The sequence below is a fragment of the Patescibacteria group bacterium genome, assembly GCA_024654625.1.
Classification (GTDB): Bacteria; Patescibacteriota; Minisyncoccia.
Window position 1 is genome coordinate 30,724 of sequence record JANLHB010000039.1, and the last position, 23,112, is coordinate 53,835.

At 39.4% G+C, this 23,112-nt stretch carries 19 protein-coding genes, 4 tRNA genes and 1 rRNA gene; 19 read left to right on the forward strand and 5 right to left on the reverse strand.

What is annotated here, in order from left to right:
- The first annotated feature begins 27 nt into the window (after positions 1–27).
- From secD to NUV40_04230, 19 genes are all read left to right on the forward strand, one after another.
- Positions 28–1,374 (forward strand): protein translocase subunit SecD, encoded by a 1,347-nt coding sequence (gene secD / locus NUV40_04140; protein ID MCR4343054.1) that lies wholly within the window; start codon positions 28–30, stop codon positions 1,372–1,374.
- A gap of 64 nt (positions 1,375–1,438) precedes the next feature.
- Complete coding sequence (gene secF / locus NUV40_04145) at positions 1,439–2,338, forward strand: protein translocase subunit SecF (GenBank protein ID MCR4343055.1); 900 nt, start codon at positions 1,439–1,441, stop codon at positions 2,336–2,338.
- Between the two features lie 97 nt (positions 2,339–2,435).
- Positions 2,436–2,753: a hypothetical protein gene (locus tag NUV40_04150; GenBank protein ID MCR4343056.1), complete on the forward strand. Its 318-nt coding sequence runs from the start codon at positions 2,436–2,438 to the stop codon at positions 2,751–2,753.
- Positions 2,754–3,188: 435 nt separating this feature from the next.
- Positions 3,189–4,685 (forward strand): 16S ribosomal RNA (locus NUV40_04155).
- Between the two features lie 299 nt (positions 4,686–4,984).
- On the forward strand, positions 4,985–5,416 hold the full coding sequence (locus NUV40_04160) for an LAGLIDADG family homing endonuclease (GenBank protein ID MCR4343057.1): 432 nt from the start codon (positions 4,985–4,987) through the stop codon (positions 5,414–5,416).
- Between the two features lie 480 nt (positions 5,417–5,896).
- Positions 5,897–5,971: transfer RNA gene (locus tag NUV40_04165), tRNA-Ile, on the forward strand.
- A 98-nt stretch (positions 5,972–6,069) separates the two neighbouring features.
- The gene (locus NUV40_04170) at positions 6,070–9,090 is read left to right on the forward strand and encodes an ATP-binding protein (protein ID MCR4343058.1); all 3,021 of its coding nucleotides are present in this window, start codon (positions 6,070–6,072) and stop codon (positions 9,088–9,090) included.
- A 59-nt stretch (positions 9,091–9,149) separates the two neighbouring features.
- The gene (locus NUV40_04175; GenBank protein MCR4343059.1) at positions 9,150–9,992 is read left to right on the forward strand and encodes a response regulator; all 843 of its coding nucleotides are present in this window, start codon (positions 9,150–9,152) and stop codon (positions 9,990–9,992) included.
- A 71-nt stretch (positions 9,993–10,063) separates the two neighbouring features.
- A complete protein-coding gene (locus NUV40_04180; GenBank protein MCR4343060.1) occupies positions 10,064–10,699 on the forward strand; it encodes an MBL fold metallo-hydrolase in 636 nt (211 codons plus the stop codon).
- 4 nt (positions 10,700–10,703) lie between these two features.
- Positions 10,704–10,961 carry a hypothetical protein gene (locus NUV40_04185; GenBank protein ID MCR4343061.1) on the forward strand — a complete coding sequence of 86 codons (258 nt, stop codon included), beginning with the start codon at positions 10,704–10,706 and terminating at the stop codon, positions 10,959–10,961.
- A 9-nt stretch (positions 10,962–10,970) separates the two neighbouring features.
- Positions 10,971–13,391 (forward strand): DNA gyrase subunit A, encoded by a 2,421-nt coding sequence (gene gyrA, locus NUV40_04190; protein ID MCR4343062.1) that lies wholly within the window; start codon positions 10,971–10,973, stop codon positions 13,389–13,391.
- 15 nt (positions 13,392–13,406) lie between these two features.
- Positions 13,407–15,860, forward strand: a complete 2,454-nt coding sequence (locus tag NUV40_04195) for a C39 family peptidase (protein MCR4343063.1) — start codon at positions 13,407–13,409, stop codon at positions 15,858–15,860.
- Positions 15,861–15,887: 27 nt separating this feature from the next.
- On the forward strand, positions 15,888–16,607 hold the full coding sequence (locus NUV40_04200; GenBank protein MCR4343064.1) for a hypothetical protein: 720 nt from the start codon (positions 15,888–15,890) through the stop codon (positions 16,605–16,607).
- A gap of 182 nt (positions 16,608–16,789) precedes the next feature.
- Entirely contained in the window at positions 16,790–17,317 is a 528-nt protein-coding gene (locus NUV40_04205; protein MCR4343065.1) for a class I SAM-dependent methyltransferase, read from the forward strand.
- Positions 17,318–17,407: 90 nt separating this feature from the next.
- Positions 17,408–18,700, forward strand: coding sequence for an extracellular solute-binding protein (locus NUV40_04210; GenBank protein MCR4343066.1), 1,293 nt, complete (start codon positions 17,408–17,410; stop codon positions 18,698–18,700).
- Between the two features lie 3 nt (positions 18,701–18,703).
- Positions 18,704–19,150 (forward strand): pilin, encoded by a 447-nt coding sequence (locus tag NUV40_04215; GenBank protein ID MCR4343067.1) that lies wholly within the window; start codon positions 18,704–18,706, stop codon positions 19,148–19,150.
- Between the two features lie 30 nt (positions 19,151–19,180).
- Positions 19,181–19,609 (forward strand): pilin, encoded by a 429-nt coding sequence (locus NUV40_04220; protein MCR4343068.1) that lies wholly within the window; start codon positions 19,181–19,183, stop codon positions 19,607–19,609.
- A gap of 86 nt (positions 19,610–19,695) precedes the next feature.
- A complete protein-coding gene (locus tag NUV40_04225; GenBank protein MCR4343069.1) occupies positions 19,696–20,034 on the forward strand; it encodes a pilin in 339 nt (112 codons plus the stop codon).
- Positions 20,035–20,121: 87 nt separating this feature from the next.
- Complete coding sequence (locus NUV40_04230; GenBank protein ID MCR4343070.1) at positions 20,122–20,415, forward strand: hypothetical protein; 294 nt, start codon at positions 20,122–20,124, stop codon at positions 20,413–20,415.
- Between the two features lie 109 nt (positions 20,416–20,524).
- Here NUV40_04230 and NUV40_04235 read toward each other — a convergent pair whose 3' ends face one another.
- The 5 genes from NUV40_04235 to NUV40_04255 form a co-directional block, all read right to left on the reverse strand.
- A complete protein-coding gene (locus NUV40_04235) occupies positions 20,525–21,253 on the reverse strand; it encodes a hypothetical protein (protein MCR4343071.1) in 729 nt (242 codons plus the stop codon).
- The gene (locus NUV40_04240; GenBank protein MCR4343072.1) at positions 21,253–22,239 is read right to left on the reverse strand and encodes an SPFH domain-containing protein; all 987 of its coding nucleotides are present in this window, start codon (positions 22,237–22,239) and stop codon (positions 21,253–21,255) included. The genes NUV40_04235 and NUV40_04240 overlap by 1 nt, the downstream gene beginning before the upstream one ends.
- 311 nt (positions 22,240–22,550) lie before the next feature.
- Positions 22,551–22,621 (reverse strand) — tRNA-Gly (locus NUV40_04245).
- Positions 22,622–22,653: 32 nt separating this feature from the next.
- Positions 22,654–22,740 (reverse strand) — tRNA-Leu (locus tag NUV40_04250).
- 297 nt (positions 22,741–23,037) lie between these two features.
- Positions 23,038–23,110 (reverse strand) — tRNA-Lys (locus tag NUV40_04255).
- Positions 23,111–23,112: the final 2 nt, after the last annotated feature.

Genomic DNA, 23,112 nt, shown 5'->3' on the forward strand with positions numbered 1-23,112 from the left:
ATTTCTATCTGGGTATAATAAAGACCAATGTTTAAGATAAGGATTTTGGCAATATTTTTCATCTTAGCCGGCATCAGTATCGGTTATTTTACTTACTCGTCAGAGCTTGGAAGTGGAGACGTTCCGCCACGGCTTCCTTTTAAACTTGGCCTTGACTTGCAAGGAGGTTCTCATCTTTTGTATAAAGCTGATGTTTCAAGTATCGACCCTAGCGATATAGATAACTCTATGGCTGCTCTTCGTGATGTTATAGAACGAAGGGTTAACCTCTTTGGAGTGTCTGAACCTCTTGTTCAAGTGGAAGAGACGGGTGTTTTTAGCGCCGGTAAGGAGAAGGAGTATCGTCTCGTGGTGGAATTACCCGGTGTTACTGACTTGGAACAGGCTGTAGCTATGATAGGGCAGACTCCGTTTCTTGAGTTTAAGACTGAACGTGATACCAAAGAGCAGGAGGAGATATTTGAAGCGCAGAAAATTGGAGAAAGATTATATGAAGATCCGTATTTTGTCACTTCTGATTTGACTGGACGATATATTAAGAAAGCGGTTTTGGAATTTGATAGTACCACCTTCGAACCTAAAGTTGGCTTGGAGTTCAATAAGGAAGGAGAAACTCTTTTTGCTAAGTTAACAAAAGAAAATGTTGGTAAAAGAATAGCAATTTATCTTGACGGCGCTCCTATTTCTGTACCCGTTGTTCGCGAGGAGATTACATCAGGTACGGCGGAGATTTCCGGCGGATTTACAGCAGAGGAGGCGAAACTTCTTGTAGGGAGGTTAAATTCAGGGGCGCTACCTGTGCCTATTGAGATTATCTCAGAACAGGGGATCGGCGCGACCCTGGGCGGGGATACTTTAATGAAAGGTATTAGGGCCGGTGTGTATGGGATTGTCGCCGTAGCGATATTTTTGATCTTATACTATCGATTAGCCGGACTGCTAGCTGTCGCTTCGCTCTCAATCTACACAGTGTTAATGCTTTTCCTATTTAAGGTATTTGGATTCACTTTGACTTCTGCCGGTATTGCCGGGTTTATTCTCTCTGTCGGTATGGCGGTTGATGCTAACGTAATTATTTTTGAACGTATTAAGGAAGAGCTTCAGGGCGGAAAGATGGTTCAAGGTTCAATATCAGACGGCTTTTCAAGAGCGTGGCTTTCAATTCGTGACGCTAATATTTCAAGCATTATTACGGCCATTATTCTTTTTTGGTTTGGCACAAGTTTAGTTAAAGGATTTGCTTTGGTCTTTGGGCTTGGAGTTTTAATTTCAATGTTTTCCGCTATTACAGTTTCAAAGGTATTATTCCTATCTCTTGGTATTAAAGAGGGAACGAGATTCAGTCGATTTTTATTGGGAGGAAGTTTTAACTAGTTATCTGGTAGTTAGCCAATAGCCATTAGGGTAAAAAATACTAGTGGCCAATGGCTAGCTACTAATGGCTAAAATTATTATGTTTATCGTTAAATACAGAAAAATATTTTATATCGCAAGCGCTTTAGTTGTAGTAGCTTGTATTTTTATTGTTTTTAAACAAGGTTTGAATCTAGGCATAGACTTTACTGGCGGAGCGCTTATTGAGGCAGAATATAGCGGCGATATGCCAGATATTGATTTACTAAGAAAAAGCATAGATGAAGCCGGATTTAAGTCATTCCGTCTTCAGCCTACCGGAGAGAAGGGTATCGTGTTACGTATGGCTACCCTGACAGAAGCAGGCCATCAGAATCTTTTAGCAATACTGAAAGTAAGCGACGAATATGAACTTACTGAAAAGAGGTTTGATTCTATCGGTCCCGTGATAGGAGAAGAGTTGAAACGTAAGGCCTTGGTTGCGATTGGTTTGGTAGTTTTACTTATAATTCTTTTTATTGCTTTTGCTTTTCGTGGAGTGTCTCGACCTGGCTCTTCTTGGAGATATGGCTTCGTCGCCATTGTAGCGCTTATACATGATGTCCTCGTCCCTGTTGGCGTGTTCGCGCTTATTGGCGCTGAAGTAGACGTTCTTTTTGTGACAGCCTTGCTTGCTATCCTGGGGTATTCAGTAAATGACACAATTATCATCTTTGACCGTATCAGGGAAAATATAAAGCTGAAGATTTCAAATGATTTTGAAGAGACAGTGGGCACAAGCTTAAGTCAGACAATAGCTCGTTCTATCAATACTTCTTTGACGACCTTTATCGTACTGGTATTTTTATTCTTCTTGGGCGGTAACGCTACAAAAATGTTTGCACTAACTTTAGGTATTGGAGTAATCGCCGGAACATATTCATCAATCTTTTTAGCTGGCCCCCTTCTTGTAACTATCCAGAAACTCCAAAACAGAAAGAAGTAACGAGATTGGACAATTTGTTATGTTTGTTGTATATTTGAGTCAGATTGAAAATATACAAGTATTTTAATTTGATAAAATAGAATAGTGGAGGTGCAAGGTGTGCCATGATATTTTTGAAGTAAGGTGTGATTGCGGTTGGAGAGGAAGTTCCAATGAGCTTAAAGTAGAATATGAAATATGTTGTCCCACTGTTTTGTTGAGCATAAAATGCCCCTCTTCTGCCTGCGGACATGAGTTTATCCAGATAAACGAATGCTCTGGCCGTGTGTATATTGAGCTTGAGCAGGGCGCCTTCTTGTCAGTGCCTGTTTCGGGTAACGAGGACGAATGCAGAGCGATTCCGCGTCTCAGTGAAAAAGAGAAGGCGAAGCTTAAAATATTGAGGTATTTTACCATGAAAGAGAATGTAAAATAGCCGGTATAATCAAATAAAATATGTATTAAAAGAGGTCAGGCGCCAGCGCTTGACCTCTTTCTTTTTATGTATATAATGTATTAGAGCCTATAAGAAGTATAGGTCGTCCTTTAATAATTTAAAAATCCACTAAATAACAAGTCCAAAAAAACAATGATAGTCCGCCTAGGGCGGATTAATTCGGGCAATCAGCTTTCAGCTGAGCCCTCATTGAATATTATTCTTTCTTTTGTTCCGTTCTATTCAACCGAACATTCTTCGGAATGTTTTAGGTTTTTTTAAGAGTTTGATCCTAGTCCCGATTTTACTCGCATCTTTGATGCGATTGTAAAATCGAGGATTCTCGAAAAATATATCCCGATTTCATCGGGAGTTATTTTTCGGAACTCAGGATATGTGATTTATTCATATATTTTGTTTGAGAATCAATACTTCTTTTTTAAGAGTTTGATCCTAGCTCAGGATGAACGCTGGCGGCGTGGATAAGGCATGCAAGTCAAACGGGCACCTTCGGGTGCCAGTGGCAGACGAGGTAGTAACACGTAGGAACGTGCCTCTAAGTTGGGCATAATCCGCCGAAAGGCGGACTAATTCCCAATAGTCCCTTCGGGGTAAAGTCCGCTTCGGCGGACGCTTAGAGATCGGCCTGCGAGCTATCAGCTTGTTGGTAAGGTAATGGCTTACCAAGGCGATGACGGCTAGGGGAGGTGAGAGCCTGACCCCCACCGATGGCACTGAGACACGGGCCATACACCTACGGGTGGCCGCAGTCGAGAATATTCCACAATGGGCGAAAGCCTGATGGAGCGACGCCGCGTGCAGGATGAAGTCTTTCGGGATGTAAACTGCTTTTATGAGGGAGAAATTACGATGATGTTACCTCAAGAATAAGGGGCTGCTAAACTCGTGCCAGCAGCAGCGGTAATACGAGTGCCCCGAGCGTTATCCGAAATTATTGGGCGTAAAGGGTTTGTAGGCGGCTTTGTTAGTCTCTTGTTAAAGCTTCCGGCTTAACCGGAAAAGTGCAAGAGAAACGGCAAATCTAGAGGATGCGAGAGGTCTATGGAACTCATGGTGTAGGGGTGAAATCCGTTGATATCATGGGGAACACCAAAAGCGAAGGCAATAGACTGGCGCACTCCTGACGCTGAAAAACGAAAGCGTGGGTAGCGAATGGGATTAGATACCCCAGTAGTCCACGCCCTAAACGATCTTCTCTAGCTTTTTGGAGTATCGACCCTCCGGGAGGCGAAGCTAACGCGTTAAGAGAAGCGCCTGGGAAGTACGGTCGCAAGACTAAAACTCAAAGGAATAGACGGGGACTTGCACAAGCGGTGGATCATGCGGTTTAATTCGATGATAAACGAAGAACCTTACCAGGGTTTGAAACCCAAGCGAAGTCCGCCAGAAACGGCGGACGTCTCACAAGGACGGTTGGGCAGGTGATGCATGGCTGTCGTCAGTTCGTGGTTTGAATTGTTCCCTTAAGTGGGGTAACGAACGCAACCCCCGTTGCCTGTTATATGTTTCAGGCGAGACTGCCCCTCACCAAACTCGGAAGAGTTTGGAAATCCGAAGCACGAAGCACGAAAAACGAAACAAAAAGTTTCGAATTTCGAATTTCGGATTTAACCAATCTTATTGGTTTGGTGAGGGGAGGAAGGCGGGGATGACGCCAAGTCAGCATGTCCCTTTGACACCCTGGGCTACACGCATGATACAATGGTCGGTACAATGGGTCGCTAAGCGGTAACGCGGAGCCAATCCCATCAAAGCCGATCCCAGTCCGGATTGAGGTCTGCAACTCGACCTCATGAAGTTGGAATCGCTAGTAATCGCAGGTCAGCTATACTGCGGTGAATACGTTCTCAAGTCTTGTACTCACAATAAAAGCGCGCAGCAGCGCATAATTCTAAATGGTTAAAATCCATTCCCCTGATTCGTCGTCGGGGCGTAGCAGAAAGATAGCCTTTTACCGCGAGGTAAATGGTGGAGGATCTGAAAGCAAAAGATAGTCCAACATAAAAATGAGCGTATTGATTTACGAATGGGTGGTGAGCGTAGAGAAAATACACAAAAAACTCAGTTGGAATGTCTGGAAAAGAAATATGCGTGACCTGTGGAGATCTGACGTTGTTATCAGCCTTTAAGGCTGATATAATTAAACTTACGCAGCGTCAGAAGTCAGCTGAGTCATAGTATCCGCCTTAGGCGGAGAAGGCACTCACTCTATGCAAAAGATTAACCCAGATTATATTGTAGGTTTGGTGGACGGCGAAGGCAGTTTTACTGTCTATGTACGCAATCCATCAAAAATTTCTCTTACTCGAAGAGTTAAGATAGAACCAAAATTCTATTTGAAACTAATTGAGAAAGATAAAAGAATTTTGTATCAATTAAAAGATTTTTTTGGTTGTGGAAGTGTGTATTTTCAAAAAGATACACGACCTAATCATCAAAACTGTTATAGATACGAAGTTTATAATAGAAATGATATCCGATCGATCATAATTCCATTTTTTCAGAAATATAAATTGAAGTTTCCTTCAAAAAAGAAGGACTTTGATATATTCTGTAAAATGTTTTCTTTGATTGAGAAGGGTGAACACCTCAAAGAATCTGGTTTGAAGAAGTTGTATACCTTGAAACAACATATGCATTAGAGCTCGCCGTATACGGGAAATCCGTCCGTACGGTGGGAACATAAATTCGTAGTTTAACGAAGATAATCGCCCGTCACGTCAAGGGAGCCGGGAGTGCCCGAAGTTCGTCTTTATGGCGGATTAAGGTAAGTTCGGTGACAGGGACGAAGTCGTAACAAGGCACGGCTAGCGGAAGCTGGTCGTGGATTATATTCATTAAATCTTGTTGAGTTCATAATTTATTATGTGCTTGATTGATTAGGTTGATTTTCCGCCTCTGGCGGATAGAGTGTTGGCCGATGAGCTTTAAGTCTCGGCTTAGAACGGAACAAAAGAAAGAATAATAAGTTTTAGCTATTAGTGGTTAGCCACTAGCCAATAGTGAATTTTAAAATTAAGCAGCCCTGTCGCTTGAAAGTGACGGGGCTGCTTTTGTTTGTAATAATCCCATTTTTCTGTTATAAAATAAGTTGTGCATTAGAATTAGAAATCGTACGATATGGGCATGTAGCTCAGTGGTAGAGCACTTCACTGATAATGAAGAGGCCGAAGGTTCGATCCCTTCCATGCCCACCAGAATTTAGAAAAACTGCCGTATTTTAATACGGCAGTTTTTCTTTATACCCAGTTTTTATTTTTATCGCGAGTTTTTATATTGTATAATCAACATAATTATGTTCATACAGATTTTAAGAAAAGCGGTAGTCGCATTTGTTTCATTTTTAATGCCATTTCTGGGTTTTCTTATACTTCTTAATAGTCCATTTTCAAAAGAGATTTTTTATAGTCCGGTAGTTCGGTCTATTGTTGTGATCTTAATTTGCATGATGGCTTTTATAGTCTCCTATTTTGCGTATCAGATATACAAGAAGAATCATGATGCCAGGATATTTATTATAACTTTAGCTTTTTATGTTTTTGGTTTTGTATTTTTCTTAAATATATTATCCACTGCGAATTTTCAGTTTCTTATTGAAGATGTTTTTGAAGTGACTGAGCATTATGGGCTTTTCCTGGGGTCACTTTTCCTTTTAGGTTTTATTTTGCCGCCAGTGACTCTTGATGCAAAAATATATCAATATAGAAGAAAAATATTTTTTTGGGTATTTTTTGGTTTGCCGGCGATATTTATCTTCCTTGTATTTTCTCCTGGAGTTGCAGAGACTCTTGAACATAATGCCCGCTTTTTTATAGGGGCGACAGGTGTTTTATTGTTAGGTTCATTGATACTTTTATTATATAAATACAGAGACAGCACCAGCAATCTTATATGGAATTTGATCATAGGTTTTTCTATACTGATTAATTCCGCCATAATTCCATTTTTCTATGATTATTGGAATGTTTTATGGTGGTATTTTAATTTTGTTATTTTCGTCTCTTTCTTTGTTATTTTTATCGGCCTTGTCAGTAATTTATTTAAGCAGGTCCCCAAGGGAAAAGAATATAAAGGTTCTGGATTCAAAATAGTTTTTGGGGAGATCCCGATCTACGCAAGAATCAGCACCAAGATGATACTTTTTATAATCTCTATTTCTGTATTGCCTTTGCTTGCCACTAACTATTTTATTTTCAACAGCGCCAAGAATAATCTTCATCAGCAAGTTTTTGACGACCTATCTTTTGTATCGCAGTCTGTCAAGGGGCAAGTGTTTGCTTATGTTGAGTCTGTGGAGTCTAGGACTCTTGATTTTTCATCAGACGGCTTTATAAGAGATAAAGTGAAAGAAATAACGGAAGAAGAATCAATTGAGGCCGTATCAGAGCTTAATAATCATCTGATTAAGAATAAAAAAACTCTTGATGATACTATACTTGGTATCATCATCACTGATCATAACGGGAAAGTTATAGCTTCTACGGATGATAAGGAGATAGGCGCTGACGAATCTAATGATAATTATTTTTTGAAAGGAACAAAGGGTATTTATATATCTGAATTGGAAATAAATCATGGTCATTTTGATAAAGTCAGCGAATCTTTGATTGTGTCTGCTCCATTGACTGATAAGGAGACGGGAGAATTGATAGGCGTTATTATTAATATTTTTGATATAGAGAAAATCCAACATATACTGTCCAGTAATGTAGGCAATAATAGCGGTGGGAATGGCATTGCCGGCATAGAAAGAAATAATTCTGAGGTTTATATTGTTGATCGGAATAAAAGAATGTTCGTCCATCCGGGGGGCGCTAGCCATGAAGCAGGCGATGATCATTACTCAGGCATGGATATTGATACTATTCCGGTGAATAATTGTTTTGAGAAAGGAGAGGATTTTACAGGTATTTATAATAATTATAAAGATGAAGAGGTTGTAGGCGTATCTATATGTATTGCTGACAGGGAGTGGGTTGTGTTGATAGAGAAAGTAAGAGAGGAGGTTTTCCAGCCTTTGTCTAATCTTGAGAATAATCTAATAACAATAGTTCCGCTTACGGTTATAATTATTTTATTTTTTGGATTATATTTTTCCGGACAACTTACTGAGCCGATAGAGTCGTTAACAGCTGTTTCCAAGAGAATATCCGACGGTGATCTTGAAGTGAGAGCGAACATAGACGCTAAAGATGAGATAGGAATATTAGCGGAGAATTTCAATAAGATGACAGATAACCTTATAGAAGCAAGAACATTTCCTGAGAATATAATTCGTTCTATGGGGGATAGTCTTGTCGTCTTAAGTCCTGATGCCAAAATCACTAAAGTTAATCAAGCCACGCTTGATCTTTTGGGATACAAAGCCGAAGAGTTGATAGGTATCCAAGCAGAGAAGGTAATAGGCGTTGAAGCGGCTCAGGCTATATTTATGGGTGCCGGACTTAAGAAACTTTTAGAGAAAGGGTTTATAAAAGATATTGAGATTCCTCTTAAGTCTAAGGGCGGGGAAGATATCCCTGTAAGCATATCGGCATCGGTTATCAAGAGTGAAAATGACAATATTTCCGGTATTGTTGTGGTATCTAAAGATATGAGAATATTTAAAGAGGTTGAGAAAGCTAAATCAGAATTTATATCTATCGCGGCACATCAACTAAGGACGCCTTTGTCTGCCATTAAGTGGACTATGCAAATGCTTATGGATGGGGATTTTGGCAAATTAAATGAAGAGCAGAAAAAAGCGCTTACTGAAGGCAATATTGCTAACGATAGAATGGTCGCGCTTATTGCGGACCTTTTAAATGTGTCTCGTATTGAAGAAGGCAGATTTGCTCTTAAATTTTCCCCTGTAAAATTAGACGCGATGATAGAGAAAATTATTTCAAGCCTTAGTATCAAAGCTGATAAAAAAGGCGTACATTTGGACTATATAAAGACTTCTGATATGCCGGTAATAAATATAGATGATGAGAAGATCTATATTGTCTTGGAAAATCTGATAGAAAATGCAATAAAATATACGGGGGAAGGAGGAAAAGTTATTGTTGAAACGAGTGTTATAGAAGATGATATTGAAGTAAAGATTAAAGATACCGGAATCGGGATTCCTGATACGGAGAAGGACAGTATGTTTAAAAGATTTTTCAGGGGAAGCAATGCCAGGCAAAAGCATACAGACGGTTCCGGATTAGGGCTTTATATCGCTAAGAATATTGTTGAAAAACACAATGGCAGAATATGGTTTGAATCTGTACTAGATGAAGGCGCAACATTCTTTGTAAGATTGCCGATAAATAATAAATCACACTTGTAATTAATAGATAAAGCAATTATAGTTAATAATATAATTAAAAAATTAATCAACTGATAAATATGCCCCAGAAATATATTCTTATAATTGAAGACGAAAAGACTTTATCAGGCCTGCTTAGAGAAAAGCTTGTCGGCGCCGGATATAGAGTTAAAGAGGCTCATAACGGCAAAGAAGGACTTGCGAAAATAAGCGAAGAAAAGCCTGACCTTGTGCTTCTTGATATTCTTATGCCGGAAGTGAGCGGGTTTGATGTGCTTGAGAATCTAAGCGAAAGCGGCATTATCAAGACATTGCCAGTCATTATTATATCTAATTCAGGCCAGCCTGTTGAGATTGATAAGGCCCTTGCGCTCGGGGTGAAAGATTATCTGATAAAGGTTGAATTTACACCGCAGGAAGTTTTAGAAAAAGTCTCTAAACAGATAGGTGAAGGTAGTGAAGTAAAAGATATTAATTTTAATGGTCCAGATAGCAAAGATGCCGCAAATGAAAAACATGCCGTAAAAGAAGAACTTTCAAGTGATAAAATAGCAGATTTGGGGAATTACATTTTGCTTGTTGAAGATGATAAATTTTTAAGCGGTCTTCTTTTTAAAAAATTAAGCCAGGAATTTAAGGTGGAAGTTGCCGGAAATGGAGCGGAAGCTTTTAATAAAATAAAAGGAGGTATTCCTCGTCTAGTGCTTCTTGACCTTATGTTGCCTGATATAGACGGATTTAAAATACTTGAGATACTGAAAAATGATGATAGGACAAAAAATATACCAGTGCTTATTTTAAGCAATCTTGGTCAAAAAGAAGATCAAGATAGAAGCCTTTCTTTAGGCGCTGATGGTTATATGATAAAGGCGCATTTTACCCCCGGTGAGATTATTGAGAAGGCAAAAAGTCTTTTAAAATAAGGTTTTTTGTTAGATGCTTTAGTTGAAAATTTCTTTGCAAATAAGGCCTGATTTTGTTATAATTCAAACTAATGATAATCACTTATTATGGTTCATCTTGTTTCAAGGTGCAGTCAGGTGAGACTGTGCTTGTTTTTGACCCTCCGTCAAAAGAATCGAAATTTAAGTCGCCCAGATTCGCATCCAATCTGGTATTTGTAAGCCATAATCATAAAGACCATAATGGGTGGGAGAATTTTACTGCCGGAGAAAAAAAAGCGGTAGTATTAAGAGGGCCTGGAGAATATGAGTCAGGAGGTACGCATATAAAAGGGGTGCTTACTTACCACGATTCTTCGTTTGGAAAAGACAGAGGGATGAATACTGCTTATGTTGTAAATTTGGAAAATATGAATATCTGCCACCTTGGCGATTTTGGAGAAGTTGAGTTAAGAGGAGAATCAAAAGAAGATATTGGCGAAGTTGATATTCTTTTTGTTCCCATAGGCGGTGATTCTGTTATTGATGCCGAAATGGCCTCAAAAATAGTTTCTCAGATAGAGCCGCGGATAGTTATTCCTATGCATTATGGAGATAGTAAATCAACCGAATTTAAGAAATTTATTAATGAAATGGGCGGTAATGGCAAGCCGATTGATAAGCTTACGCTTAAGAAGAAAGATTTAGAAGGCAAAGAAATGCAGTTTATCGTTTTAAACGCCGAGTAATTTTATGAGCCTATTGGAAAGAATAGAAGAATTGCAAAAAACACCTGAGTCATACCGGCGAAAAATTCTTATAGCCGTTATGGCTATAATAATGCCGGTGGTTCTAATTATTTGGTTTTTTACTTTTGATTTGCCTTCCGTTCAAGATAACGAAAAGAAAGTTGAAATAAAGGCGCCTTTTGCTCTGGTGATGGAAAGTTTTACCGGAACTTACGATGTGTTTAAAGACAGGTTATTGAGTTTAAAATATATAAGTAATTAATTTAGTAATATGAAAATAGTCCCAAGAGATATTGTAAAAGAGATGCGCGAGTCATATCTTGATTATGCGATGTCTGTAATTGTTACGCGCGCACTCCCTGATGTCAGAGACGGCTTGAAACCTGTCCAAAGGAGGATACTGTACGCTATGCATGGTTTAGGTTTGGCTAGTAATGCTAAATATCGTAAGTCAGCGATGGTGGTGGGTGAAGTTCTAGGTAAATATCATCCGCATGGCGACACTTCTGTTTATGAGGCAATGGTAAGGTTGGCGCAGGATTTCTCAATGCGATATCGGTTAATTGACGGACAGGGTAATTTCGGTTCAATTGACGGCGACTCAGCCGCCGCTATGCGTTATACGGAAGCAAAAATGACCAAGATAAGCGGTGAGATTTTAAAAGATATTGAAAAAGAGACTGTTGATTTCGTCCCTAATTATGATGGAGCGCTTAAAGAACCTAAAGTATTGCCATCTGCCATACCTAATCTTTTGATAAACGGAGCGTTGGGTATTGCCGTTGGTATGGCCACTAAGATTCCGCCTCACAACTTAAGAGAAGTCATTGGCGCTACGGTAGCATTAATAGACAACCCAAAGGCGACAACAGAAGATCTTTTAGAGTTTGTAAAAGGACCTGATTTTCCTACCGGAGGAATTATTTTTAATGCTAAAGATATTCACCACGCTTATGCTTCCGGAAGAGGCGGTATCATCGTCCGCGGCGAGACTGATATCGTTGAAGTAAAATCGGGCTCTTATCAGATAATCATATCTTCAATTCCGTATCAGATAAACAAGGCAGAGCTTATCATAAAGATGGCAGATTTGGTGAAAGATAAAAAGATTGAAGGCATCCGCGATATTCGCGATGAGTCTGATAAAGACGGGCTTAGAATAGCAATAGATCTTAAAGCCGGAACTCATCCACAGAAGGTGGTTAATAATCTATACAAAAGAACAGAACTTGAAACAGCATATCATTTCAATATGCTTGCGCTTGTTGATGGCGTTCCGCAGGTGCTTTCTCTGAAGTCTATGCTTGAGAATTTTATACTGCACAGGCAAGTGGTGGTTGAGAGAAGAACCAAGTTTGATTTAAAGAAAGCGGAAGAAAGAGCCCATATTCTTCAAGGATTAAAAAAGGCGTTAGATAATATTGATGCTGTTATAAAGACGATTAAATCGTCTAAAGACAGAGATGAAGCAAGAACGGCGCTTATGAAGCAGTTTAAGCTTACTGAGATTCAGACCAATGCCATACTTGAAATGAGGTTATCTACGCTTGCCGGACTTGAGCGCAAGAAGATTGAAGATGAGCTTGATGAAAAGAATAAATTAATTGCCGAACTTAAAGCGCTTTTAGCTGACGCTAAGAAAATATTGAAAGTTATTAAAAATGAACTTCTTGATATTGCGCAAAATTATGGAGACGAAAGGAAGACTAAAGTAGTTTCAGGGCAAGCTAAAATTATCGCCCATGAAGATCTTATCCCTGAAGCAGAGTGCGTGCTGGTGGTAACTCATGGAGGCTATATCAAAAGGACTGATCCTTCAGAATATAAGCGTCAGAAGAGAGGCGGAACTGGGGTTATAGACCTTGATACGAAAGAGGAGGATTTTGTCACTAATCTTATAACAGCCAATACTCATGACGATCTTCTTTTCTTTACGAATAAAGGTAAAGCATTTCAGATAAAGATGTATGACATACCGGAAGGCAAAAGGGCAAGCAAGGGCAAGTCTATTATGAATTTCTTGGCTCTTTCCGCTGATGAGAATATAACGTCAGTCCTTACTTTCCCAAGAGAGATGAAAAAGAAGAAAATGTCTCTTGTGATGGTGACAAAGAAAGGAGTTATCAAGAAGGTTGATGCCGAGAGTTTCCACGATGTAAGGAGAAACGGAATCATTTCCATAAAGCTTACGGCAGGCGATGAGCTTAATTGGTCATATTTGGTAGAAAAAGGAGATGACATTATTTTGGCAAGCAAGGATGGCCAGTCAGTGAGGTTTAAGGAGTCAGATGCGCGCGAGATGGGGCGTACGGCAGGAGGCGTGCGCGCTATAAAGCTCCGCCCTAAAGACGAGTTGATTGGCGCTGATGTTATAAAGAAAGACGACAAAGACGCATCACTTCTTGTGCTTTCTAAAAATGGTTTTGGCAAGAGAACTAGTGCTGATGAATACAAGGTGCAGAAGCGCGGCGGTTCAGGCATTAAGACTTCTAAAGTCACAGAAAAGACCGGTCCTTTAATGAAGGCGCTTGTGATAAGGGCGGAGTTTGAAGAAGCAATTGCCATTTCTAAGAAAGGGCAAATTATACGAACCGCTTTATCTGATATTCCGCTTCTCGGCAGACAAACTCAAGGGGTAAGAGTGATGAAATTAAAAACCGGGGATAGCATCGCGTCGCTAACCTGTTTATAATAAGCATGTAAGCTTATGAAAACCAATCTAATAACAAATTTAGCAGTTTCAATAATATTTTTAACTGCTTTCTTCGTTGTGCCTATTTCAGTAAATGCTCAGATCCTAGAGTCGTTACTAGAACCAATAATGCCCGGTATGACATCAGGGGAGGGGATCTATTTTGAAATCACAGACAGTGAGTATTTAAATGTTTCTCTAGGTAGTTCTAAAGATATAAAGATAATAATGGAGTCAATGCCGGAGATGATAACGCTCGTGATAGAGCCGGTTCTTTCATCTACTTCCACCCAACTCATCTTTTTCGGTCTTGAGCCTATGACAACTTATTACAAATATCAAGATGATTATCATAATCTTACGGAATTTAAAACCAACGAGGATGGCATCTATACTTACACCCAGGACTTATCAAATCCTCATCTCATCTTCATACAACCTCGAAAAAGCACTAAATTTATTAAAGATAACGCCACAGGAGGTGATTGCACTTCAGTTGGGATTTGGGATTCAGCCACAAAAACCTGCACCCTTATCGCTGATGTTAATGAGACAATACAGATAGACGATGCTAAAATTACCCTTGATGGAGATGGTTATGCAGTAATCGGAAGCGGTACGGGCTTTGGTGTTTATCTTCCTATAATAACGGGTGTTACAGTAAAAAATCTTAATATTTCGAACTTTTTTATTGGAGTTTTTGTTTATATTTCTAGGAATTATTACAATAATGATCAGAATATTATTGTAGAAAATACGATTTCAGATAATTATGAGGGGATCGACCTTAGGTTTTCTTCTAATAGCATTGTTTCGAAAAATATTATTTCTAATAATAATAAGGGAATATCATTTGGTTTTTATGCTGAGAATAATATTGCCATGGATAACACATTCTTAAATTCAGATTTTCTATTTAGTTATTCTCCGAACAATAAAATATATCATAATAATTTTCTTAATAGCTCTGTAATTATTTATGGAGAATCCAATAATCTTTTTGACAATGAGCTTCCTGGCGGCGGAAACTATTGGGGTAGTTTTGACGAGCCCGCAGAAGGGTGTCATGATTCAAATTTTGATAAATTTTGCGACACACCTTATATTTTCTCCGGTGGGCAGGATAATTACCCTTGGGTAAAGCAAGATGGGTGGGAATCACCTCCTATTTTAGATGTTCCGAAATATTACCAAAATACCACTAATACTCCACAAGACCCGGATTGGCCGAATGAGACTTACGACCTTACATCAAATACAATATATCAAAAAGGGTGTGCTTTGGCTTCTGTAACAATGCTTCTGAATTATTATGGTGCAAATACGACCCCTGATACCCTTGAGCCAACTAACCCTCATTCATTAAATCGATGGCTGAATAGAACAGACGGCTATGTTACATCTACTGAGCAATTAGGCAACATAATTTGGGGAGCGATGGATAATTTTTCTGATAAGGAATCATTTGTTAAAGACTGGGAAACTTTTGATTGCACAATAGGGAATTTAGAAGAATGCAAAAATATTCTTAATTATGATTTGGATAATGAAAGACCGGTGATTATTTATACATTTAATATAGATGCGAATATTAATCATTTTGTCGTGGCTACTGGTAAGGCCGATGATAGTTGGTATATTAATGATCCGTTTTGGCTTAATGAAAATACTCCAACAAGACTTTCTGATAATGTTTATCGTGACAAAATCCTAGGCCTCCGTCGATACAAACCTGAACCAGCTACTGATCTATCCTTTCTTAATATAACCTTGGCCTCCCCAGCTGAATTGCTTATTATTGATTCCCAAGGCAGGAAAACCGGTTTTGATCCAATTACTCAAATCACTTACAACGATATCCCTAACACTATTTACTACCATGAGCGTTTAGATAACGATGAAACTGGCCAAATAGGCGTAGAAATAAAAAATTTGTATATCAGCATGCCAGAAAATGCTATTTATAATCTTCAGGTTGTTGGAACCGCCACTGGTCCTTATGGGTTATCTTTTAACAGCAGGGATATAGATGGCGACTCATCTGTTAGTGTTGAGAGCGGCCTAACTCAGGAGCACTTTATATCCGAGTATCTAATAAATTATAATAGTCAGCCAGATAGTCCGGTTAAAATTGAACGCACGGTTACAATTCAGGATATAATAGTTAAAGTAGAAATTGCCGGGAAATTAAATTTAATTGATAATGACGGCATTGAGGATAGCCTCATCCAAAGTTTAAATCAAGCAGAAAAGAAATTAAGTCAGGGTAAAACAGAAACTACCACAAACATTCTTCAATCCGTAATAAATGAGCTTAATGCTCAGTCAGGTAAACATATAGATTCAGGTACCGCTAATATATTGATTGAAGATATTCAATTTATCATTTCTCAAAATAATCTGAATTCTCAATCAGTACGATTATCTTTTATGCTCGCTGACTTACATGAAGCACTTTCCTCTTTTTAAGGTTATTAGCTTATTAATAAATTAAATATGCAAAAAAATATTTATATAGCCATATTCATAATCATCACCATTGGTGTCGGTTATTTTATCTACTACAATAAAGGAGATGGACAGCGGTCAGATATATCACAACCGAAAGATAATCATTATGATATTCCAAACTTAGAGGAGCTGAAAGCAAAAACAGCTGATTGGGATGTTTATGAAGATGAAGAATATGGGATAAAGGTTAGGTATCCGTTAGGGTGGTCATACGAGTCACCGCCGGATGTTTTTAGGGGTGGTCCACAAATAACAAGTTATAATGCGCCTATGATTTTCTCAACCAACAAGCAAATGGAAGGCATAGAGGGAGCAAAAACTATGAGTGGTCTAGGGGGGGGGACTTCGATTAGTATATTTTATTCTGAAGACCTCAGCAAAATTCCCACGGAAGAATCCATGTCTCAATACTACGAAGAGAAAAAATTTAAGGAGATTGAAACTTTTTCTATAAATGGTTTTGAGGGAGTTATCGCCACAAGAGAATATAGTGCAAAAGAGAGAGAGGAAGCAGGTTTAGAAGGAGCATTAAGAATTCAGCAAGGGTTGGTTTTTCGCAAATTTAATGAGCGTGTTTATTATGTCCAGTGGGGATTATACGAAGAATATGCATACAGTAAATTTGATTATTCAGACATTTCTTACCAAAATCAATTCTTTCCATTTCTAGCAACATTTATGAGTTTGGAGGAAGAAAAGAAATAGTTACTATCTTACCGTTTGGTGATTTACAAATGATTATTGGCACTGATGATAGTGAACTTTATTTAGACACTTTCAATCAAATCCTTTCTACATTTAAATTTTTGAAATGATTAAATAACGAGAATTTAATTAAGGTCATGAATTGCCAAATGGTGGGAAAAAAGTTTATAATATAGATTAATATGTTCTTAAACCCAGAACAAATAATAAAGAGATTAGATATTAATCCGGGAATAATTGCTGTTGATTTTGGCTGCGGTACCGGGCACTGGAGTGTTGCTCTTGCAAAGCAAGTCGGGGATATTGGTAAGGTTTATGCTTTAGATATACAGAAGGAGATGCTCGAGGCGACTAAGTCTAGAGCCGAGGCTTTAGGTCTTCTGAATGTAGAAGTGGTTCGCGGCGACCTTGATGAGGAGAACGGCTCAAATCTTTCTTCAGGGATAGCTGATTTTGTATTACTTTCCAATATATTATTTCAAGCTGATAAGAGGGAGGTGATGGTGAAGGAAGCTTCTAGGGTACTGAAGAGCGGTGGGGAAGTCGCTATTATTGAATGGGATCAAAGCGATGTCCCGCTTGGACCGCCGAAGCAATTGAAGCTTAAACCGGAAGATGCGAGAAGAATGTTTTTAGAGGCCGGTTTCGTATTTAAAGATGACTTTCCTGCAGGAGAACATCATTATGGGCTACTTTTTAAAAAAATGTAATTTGCTAAAATCAAAAATCTTAATTTCTGTAGGATTCCCCTCTATTACCACCATTAAAGAAATTAAATTTTTGAGTTTAGCTTTAAAAAGATGAGTAAATTTAATATCATATTAATAACAGTCTTTGTAATCGCGGCTGTTTTAGCTGTGTTGCTGTTTTCTGGCCTTATTCCTGGTTTTGGACTAGGTGGTGGCGCACAAAAGGCAGATATTGTATTTTGGGGCACTATTGATAAAAAAGCGATGCAACCCATAATAGCTGTTTTAAATGAGCAGAATAAAAATATTTTTTCAATACAATATATAGAGAAGCCCGCTTCTTCTTTTGAAAACGACCTTATAAACGCGCTTGCAAGCTCTAGTGGTCCTGACTTATGGCTTCTCCCTCAAGACCTAATTTTAAAGCATGAAGATAAAATTTTCATAACCCCTTATAGTTCTACACTGACAGAGCGAGATTTTAAAGACGCTTTTGTTTCTGAGGCGGAACTTTTTATTAATTCTACCGGTATAATAGGTTTCCCTTTTACAATAGATCCAATCGTGATGTATTGGAATAAAGATCTGTATCAAGGAGCCGGTATTTCTATACCGCCCGAATTCTGGGATGAGTTTCTTGTGAATGCGCCTATCTTTAGTCGTTACGATGACGCGGGGAATATCACTCAATCCGGGGCGGCGCTTGGTGAATTCTCAAATATTAAAAATGCTAAAGAGCTTGTCTCTATGCTGATACTTCAGACAGGGAATAGTATTGTAGATCCACAGAGCAGAGAAATTATTTTCAACGAGAAAGGGAATTCGATTCTTCCGCCGGCAGAATCAGCAGTGAAGTTTTATAATCAATTTTCTGATCCAGCCAAAGATTCCTATGTGTGGAACAGAGGGATGGAGGATTCCAGAAGACTTTTTTCTTCCGGCAGGCTGGCCAATTATTTTGGATTTGCTTCTGATTTTGTGGTTATAAAGAATCTAAATCCTCATCTTAATTTTGATGCAGCTCTAGTGCCCCAGATAAAAGACGGTAGTCTGGTCGCCACTTTCGGCAGGATGGAAGCGGTAGTTGTATCAAAAGCCTCTAAGAACATAAGCGCCGCATTCTCTGCCGCATATTTACTCTCATCAGCGCCTTCCATTAGATTAGTGGAAGAGAATTTGTTGTTACCGCCTGTTCGCCGTGATATTATAAAGGAAGGCGCTAAGAGTCCGGAGATGGCTGTATTTTATAAAGCTTCTCTTCAGTCTAAGGGGTGGTTAGAACCGGACACTAAGGCGACCTACGACATATTTAAAGAGATGATAGAGTCGTCTGCAGTAGGGAAGATGAGGATATATGAAGCGGTCCGTCAGGCCGAAGGACGACTGGAAAAATTGTTAAAATAATTTATGAAATTTTCTTTACCTTCAATTTTAAGTTTAATGATACTTCTTTTTGTATTTTCGCTAACCTTTATTCCCGTTTTTGTGTCAGCTTGGGCGCCGGGTCAATCTATCGTACCTTGTGGTTTAGGCGGAGGTACTTCCTGTAAGGCCTGCCACATATTTCCTCTTGCTAATAATGTTATAAGTTTTATATTGCTTGGACTTGCGATGCCTTTTGCTGTTGTAATGATCCTCTGGGGAGGTATTCTTATGGTGACTGGCGCCGGTAACCCGGGGCAACTGGAGAAAGGAAAAAACTATCTAACATGGGCAGTGATAGGGCTTGTGGTTGCATTTGCAGGCTGGATAATTGTTGATACGATAATAAAAGCGCTTACTGTGAAAACTAACTGGGGGGCGAGTGCTTCGTGGAGTTTTGGCCCTTGGAATGAGATACCAGCTTGTAAATAAAAGAGTAATATAAATAAAAAAATAATAAATATGAATATACTAAAAACAAAAAAATCTCTAACTGGATTTATCCACAAAATTAAAAAAACATTATTGCCCAAGCAGATTTTTTGGTCTATTATTAGTTTAGCGTTATTTTTACCATTTTTTGTTTATTCGGATGAGGTAGGGGTAACAACAGGAAGTGGTGGAAGCAGTTCATTGAAGAATCCATTAGCAGTCGATTCTGTCTCAGCGCTTGTGAAAGCTGTTGCCGAGATTGTTATGAAAATTGGCTTTATGGTTGCGGTAGTCTTCATCATATATTCCGGTTTCTTGTATGTGTCAGCGAGGGGGAGTGAAGAGAAGTTAAAGAAGGCACACTCCACTTTCACGTGGACGATTATAGGTACAGCTGTTATCTTGGGTGCATGGACCATCGCAATGGTGATAGAGTCAACGGTTAAGTCGTTAAAATAATAAATAAACAGGTCGATGTTTTCCGCCAAGAATGGGTTCACCTCGCCAAGGTGGGGTAAAATTAGAAATTAAAAATAAAAAAATATATGCAAAAATTAAAAAAATTCATTCCAGTAGGTTTAATGTTCGCACCTTCATTAGCGTTTGCGGCTACCATAGAAAGTATATTGGATAATATAAGTAGTATAATTAATCTTGTTATTCCTTTGCTTATAGCAATTGCTTTAGTTGTATTCATCGTCGGTGTTATCAAATATATCACTGCCGGTGCAGACGAGGAGAAGAGAAAAGAAGCGCGAAATACTATCATTTATGGTGTTATCGGCCTTTTTGCAATAGTTGCCGTATGGGGGCTTGTTGGAGTTATCGCCTCTACTTTTGGTATTGATACAGGTGGGACTATTGATATACCTCAGCTTCCATAAGAAATTAAATAATTTTATAACAAAAAGAAAATCCCTCTTTTTTAAAGAGGGATTTTCTTTTTATGTAGATTAGTATAAAATATAAATATGAATAATTTATTTTATAAAACAGCTCAAGCTGCGAGCCATATAACTACTGACGCAGATACTCTAATTAATAACATCGCTGTGAAGATTCTAAATCCTTTTATAGGGCTTATGATATCTGTCGCTCTTTTGTTATTTATTTACGGGGTTATAGAATTTATCGCTGGCGCTGATAATGAAGATAAGAGAGCACAAGGCAAACAGCATATTATATGGGGAGTAGTAGGCCTATTTATAATGGTAGGGGTCTTTGGTCTAATTAGAATTATTATAAATTTCTGGAAAGGAATCTAAGGTTAAAAAGGTGAGACCTTTTGGGAGGGTAAAACCCCGTCGCTCGCGAGCGACGGGGTAAAAAAATAGGCGGTGGGGAATTAACTTTCCCCACCGCCTTTGTGTTACATTACGCCTTTTCTAGGAAGATCTCTATAGTCCCTCCTGACGACAGCCCTATTACCTGGAAAAGGCCTTTTCTGGCTCCAAGCCAAACCTGCCTGCCTGGTCCGCCTATAAATTCAGCCCCATCTATGAAGCGGATCTTATAATCCGCGTTAGGGCGTGTCCTATAGGCAACGTTAGGAGGGAGTGTCACTTTCGTTGTGCAGTCGTGCCTGAACCGAACTATGACCTTTCCGGAAGGTTTTACTTTAGAGAAGTTATAGTTTTTGGCGCATGTGGGTATCGTTGGGGTCTGATCTGTCTTCGTATTCCAGCTCCACTCACCCACTAATGCCACTATATAGATCAACAGCAGGGTGAGTCCAGCGTTGAGGTGGAATCGAGCCTTTTTTCTCTGAATAGACTCCTCCCAGCTTTTTGCTGTCACACCGGTAAGCATATCAATGGCCATCATTGTAACAATAGCCATTGCTGTTAGTATCCAATTGTGAGTGAGGTATGGTCTTACCCATGAAACGTGGAATAGAATCCCAAAAAGCAGGATATAGCTTAATGGAATTCCGGCACTCTCACGGAAACGCTCTATTGCCGTCTTTTTTCTCTCCTCTGCTTTTGTACTAGTTTCTTTTTTTCCGCTGACGGCTTTTAGCACCGTCGGAATTGCTCCTCTGGCATATATTTTAGTCAAAAGGATCAACAAGACGACTAGAAAGATGATTAGCTCTATATTCATTACTCCCTCCTATCCCTTTTTTCTCCTAAGCCTAAGGCAGAGCCTACGGCCATTATTTCTTTGAAGCCTTCGCTACCAACCACTATCGTTTTCTGTCCAGGGTTGGCAGTAATAGCTCTTGCTGTCTCAGCCCCGATTATAACATCAGAGGAAACATCAAGGGCTTTTTTCATATTAACTAATCCTTTTGTCCTTCCTCTGAGAATAGCTTCCTCAGCGGATCCATCGCCTTCACCTAAGAGACGCTTCGCCTCTTTTTCTGCTCCCGCGCTTTTTACGCGAGCAATTGCTTTTAAAGTCGCCTCGGGAACATCTCCGACAGCGTCATTTAGTGTGTGGTGTAGGTTTATCATCTTTATCTGGGCCGTTTGCAACTCTACCCCCCACCCGTCTATCCGTTCTTGGATCTCTATGTGGAGCTCTTGACTGTATGTCCCAATGTTTGCCAACATTACAGCCGGCGTGATTTTAGCGGCCTCCCTAAAGACACAGCCAACAGCGCTATCTTCTATCTGCCTTATTGATTCCTCCTTACTACCAATGGTAGTTAAGAAGAGGAGATAGTCAGTGATTTTCCAGCGGATTACTAATACAACCTCCGCGGTTATTCTCACATTAAGTGGGTCATCTACAGGAGGGATGATTAGCTGTTTTAGTCTGCTGATTTCCAATTTTTGTATTTCTTCCTCTGTCATCGGGGGTCCGAACGGAACCCGTATGGGTGGAAAAAGCCCATCGGGAACAAGACCATCCCCTCTGAATATCTTAGTAGGGTCACCCGGAATCTCGTCTTGTATCGTGAGACAAGTTTCTGTTTTGATTTGGCATATCCCAATAGGGGAGAACACTAAACCAGAAGACAGGTTGCTCACGGGTTTTCCAAAGATGAGTCTCGCCCCGAGCTCCGTTGGCCCTATTCTACGGAGACTTACTAAGGTGTAGAGTACAAGCGTTAGAAGCAGTGCCTGCCCCCAGTTTAAGGTCATTCCACTGATTGTCTTTGTGTAGGGGAGTAACAACAATCCTGTTATAAACAGCGTTATGTATATAGCCGCTGTTATTTTCCAAAACCATCCAATCTTCTTTATAAAGTTTTTCATCACATCCTCCTTTTATGCAGAAAGTTTTTAGGTTATTTAGATGTTAAAGAAACGTTATTTTCTGTTAAAATTATACATAAAAATGATAAAAAGTCAACGGCCAATGGTAATGTCCACACACATATTGCACTTTTTTTAGATAATCCAAATTCCGTAAGGTGAGATCTTGAGGATATATTATTTTGGTTTATTGTCTATGCGGGTAGGGAGAATCGAACTCCCGACTCGTCCTTGGCAAGGACGTATTCTACCACTAAACCATACCCGCAATTATTACTTTAAATTAATTCGTCTTATTACTGGTGCCGGGGAGAGGACTTGAACCTCCACAGGATTGCTCCTACCAGCTCCTAAGGCTGGCGTGTCTGCCAATTTCACCACCCCGGCATTTGTCTATACTATTTAATCACTTTTACTGCTTTTTGTCATGGGGATTCGGTCACGAATATCCGCCACGGGCGGATTTCTCGACCCCGTCTCGTCCGCCGCGGCGGACTCCGGCTTTAGAATCCCCGTGAGGGATTCGGTCATAAATATTTTATTTCATAAAATTTTACGACCCTGCCTCGGCCCGCGTTCTTTCGCTTCGCTTCAGAACGGCTTCGCGGACTCCGGCTTTCGAATCCCTCACGGGACTAAAAAACATAATCGCCAAATACTCCGTATTTGTCTCATTGTTTTTTGTGCCCCGTGAGGGATTCGAACCCCCGACCATCTCCTTAAGAGGGAGCTGCTCTACCAACTGAGCTAACAGGGCAT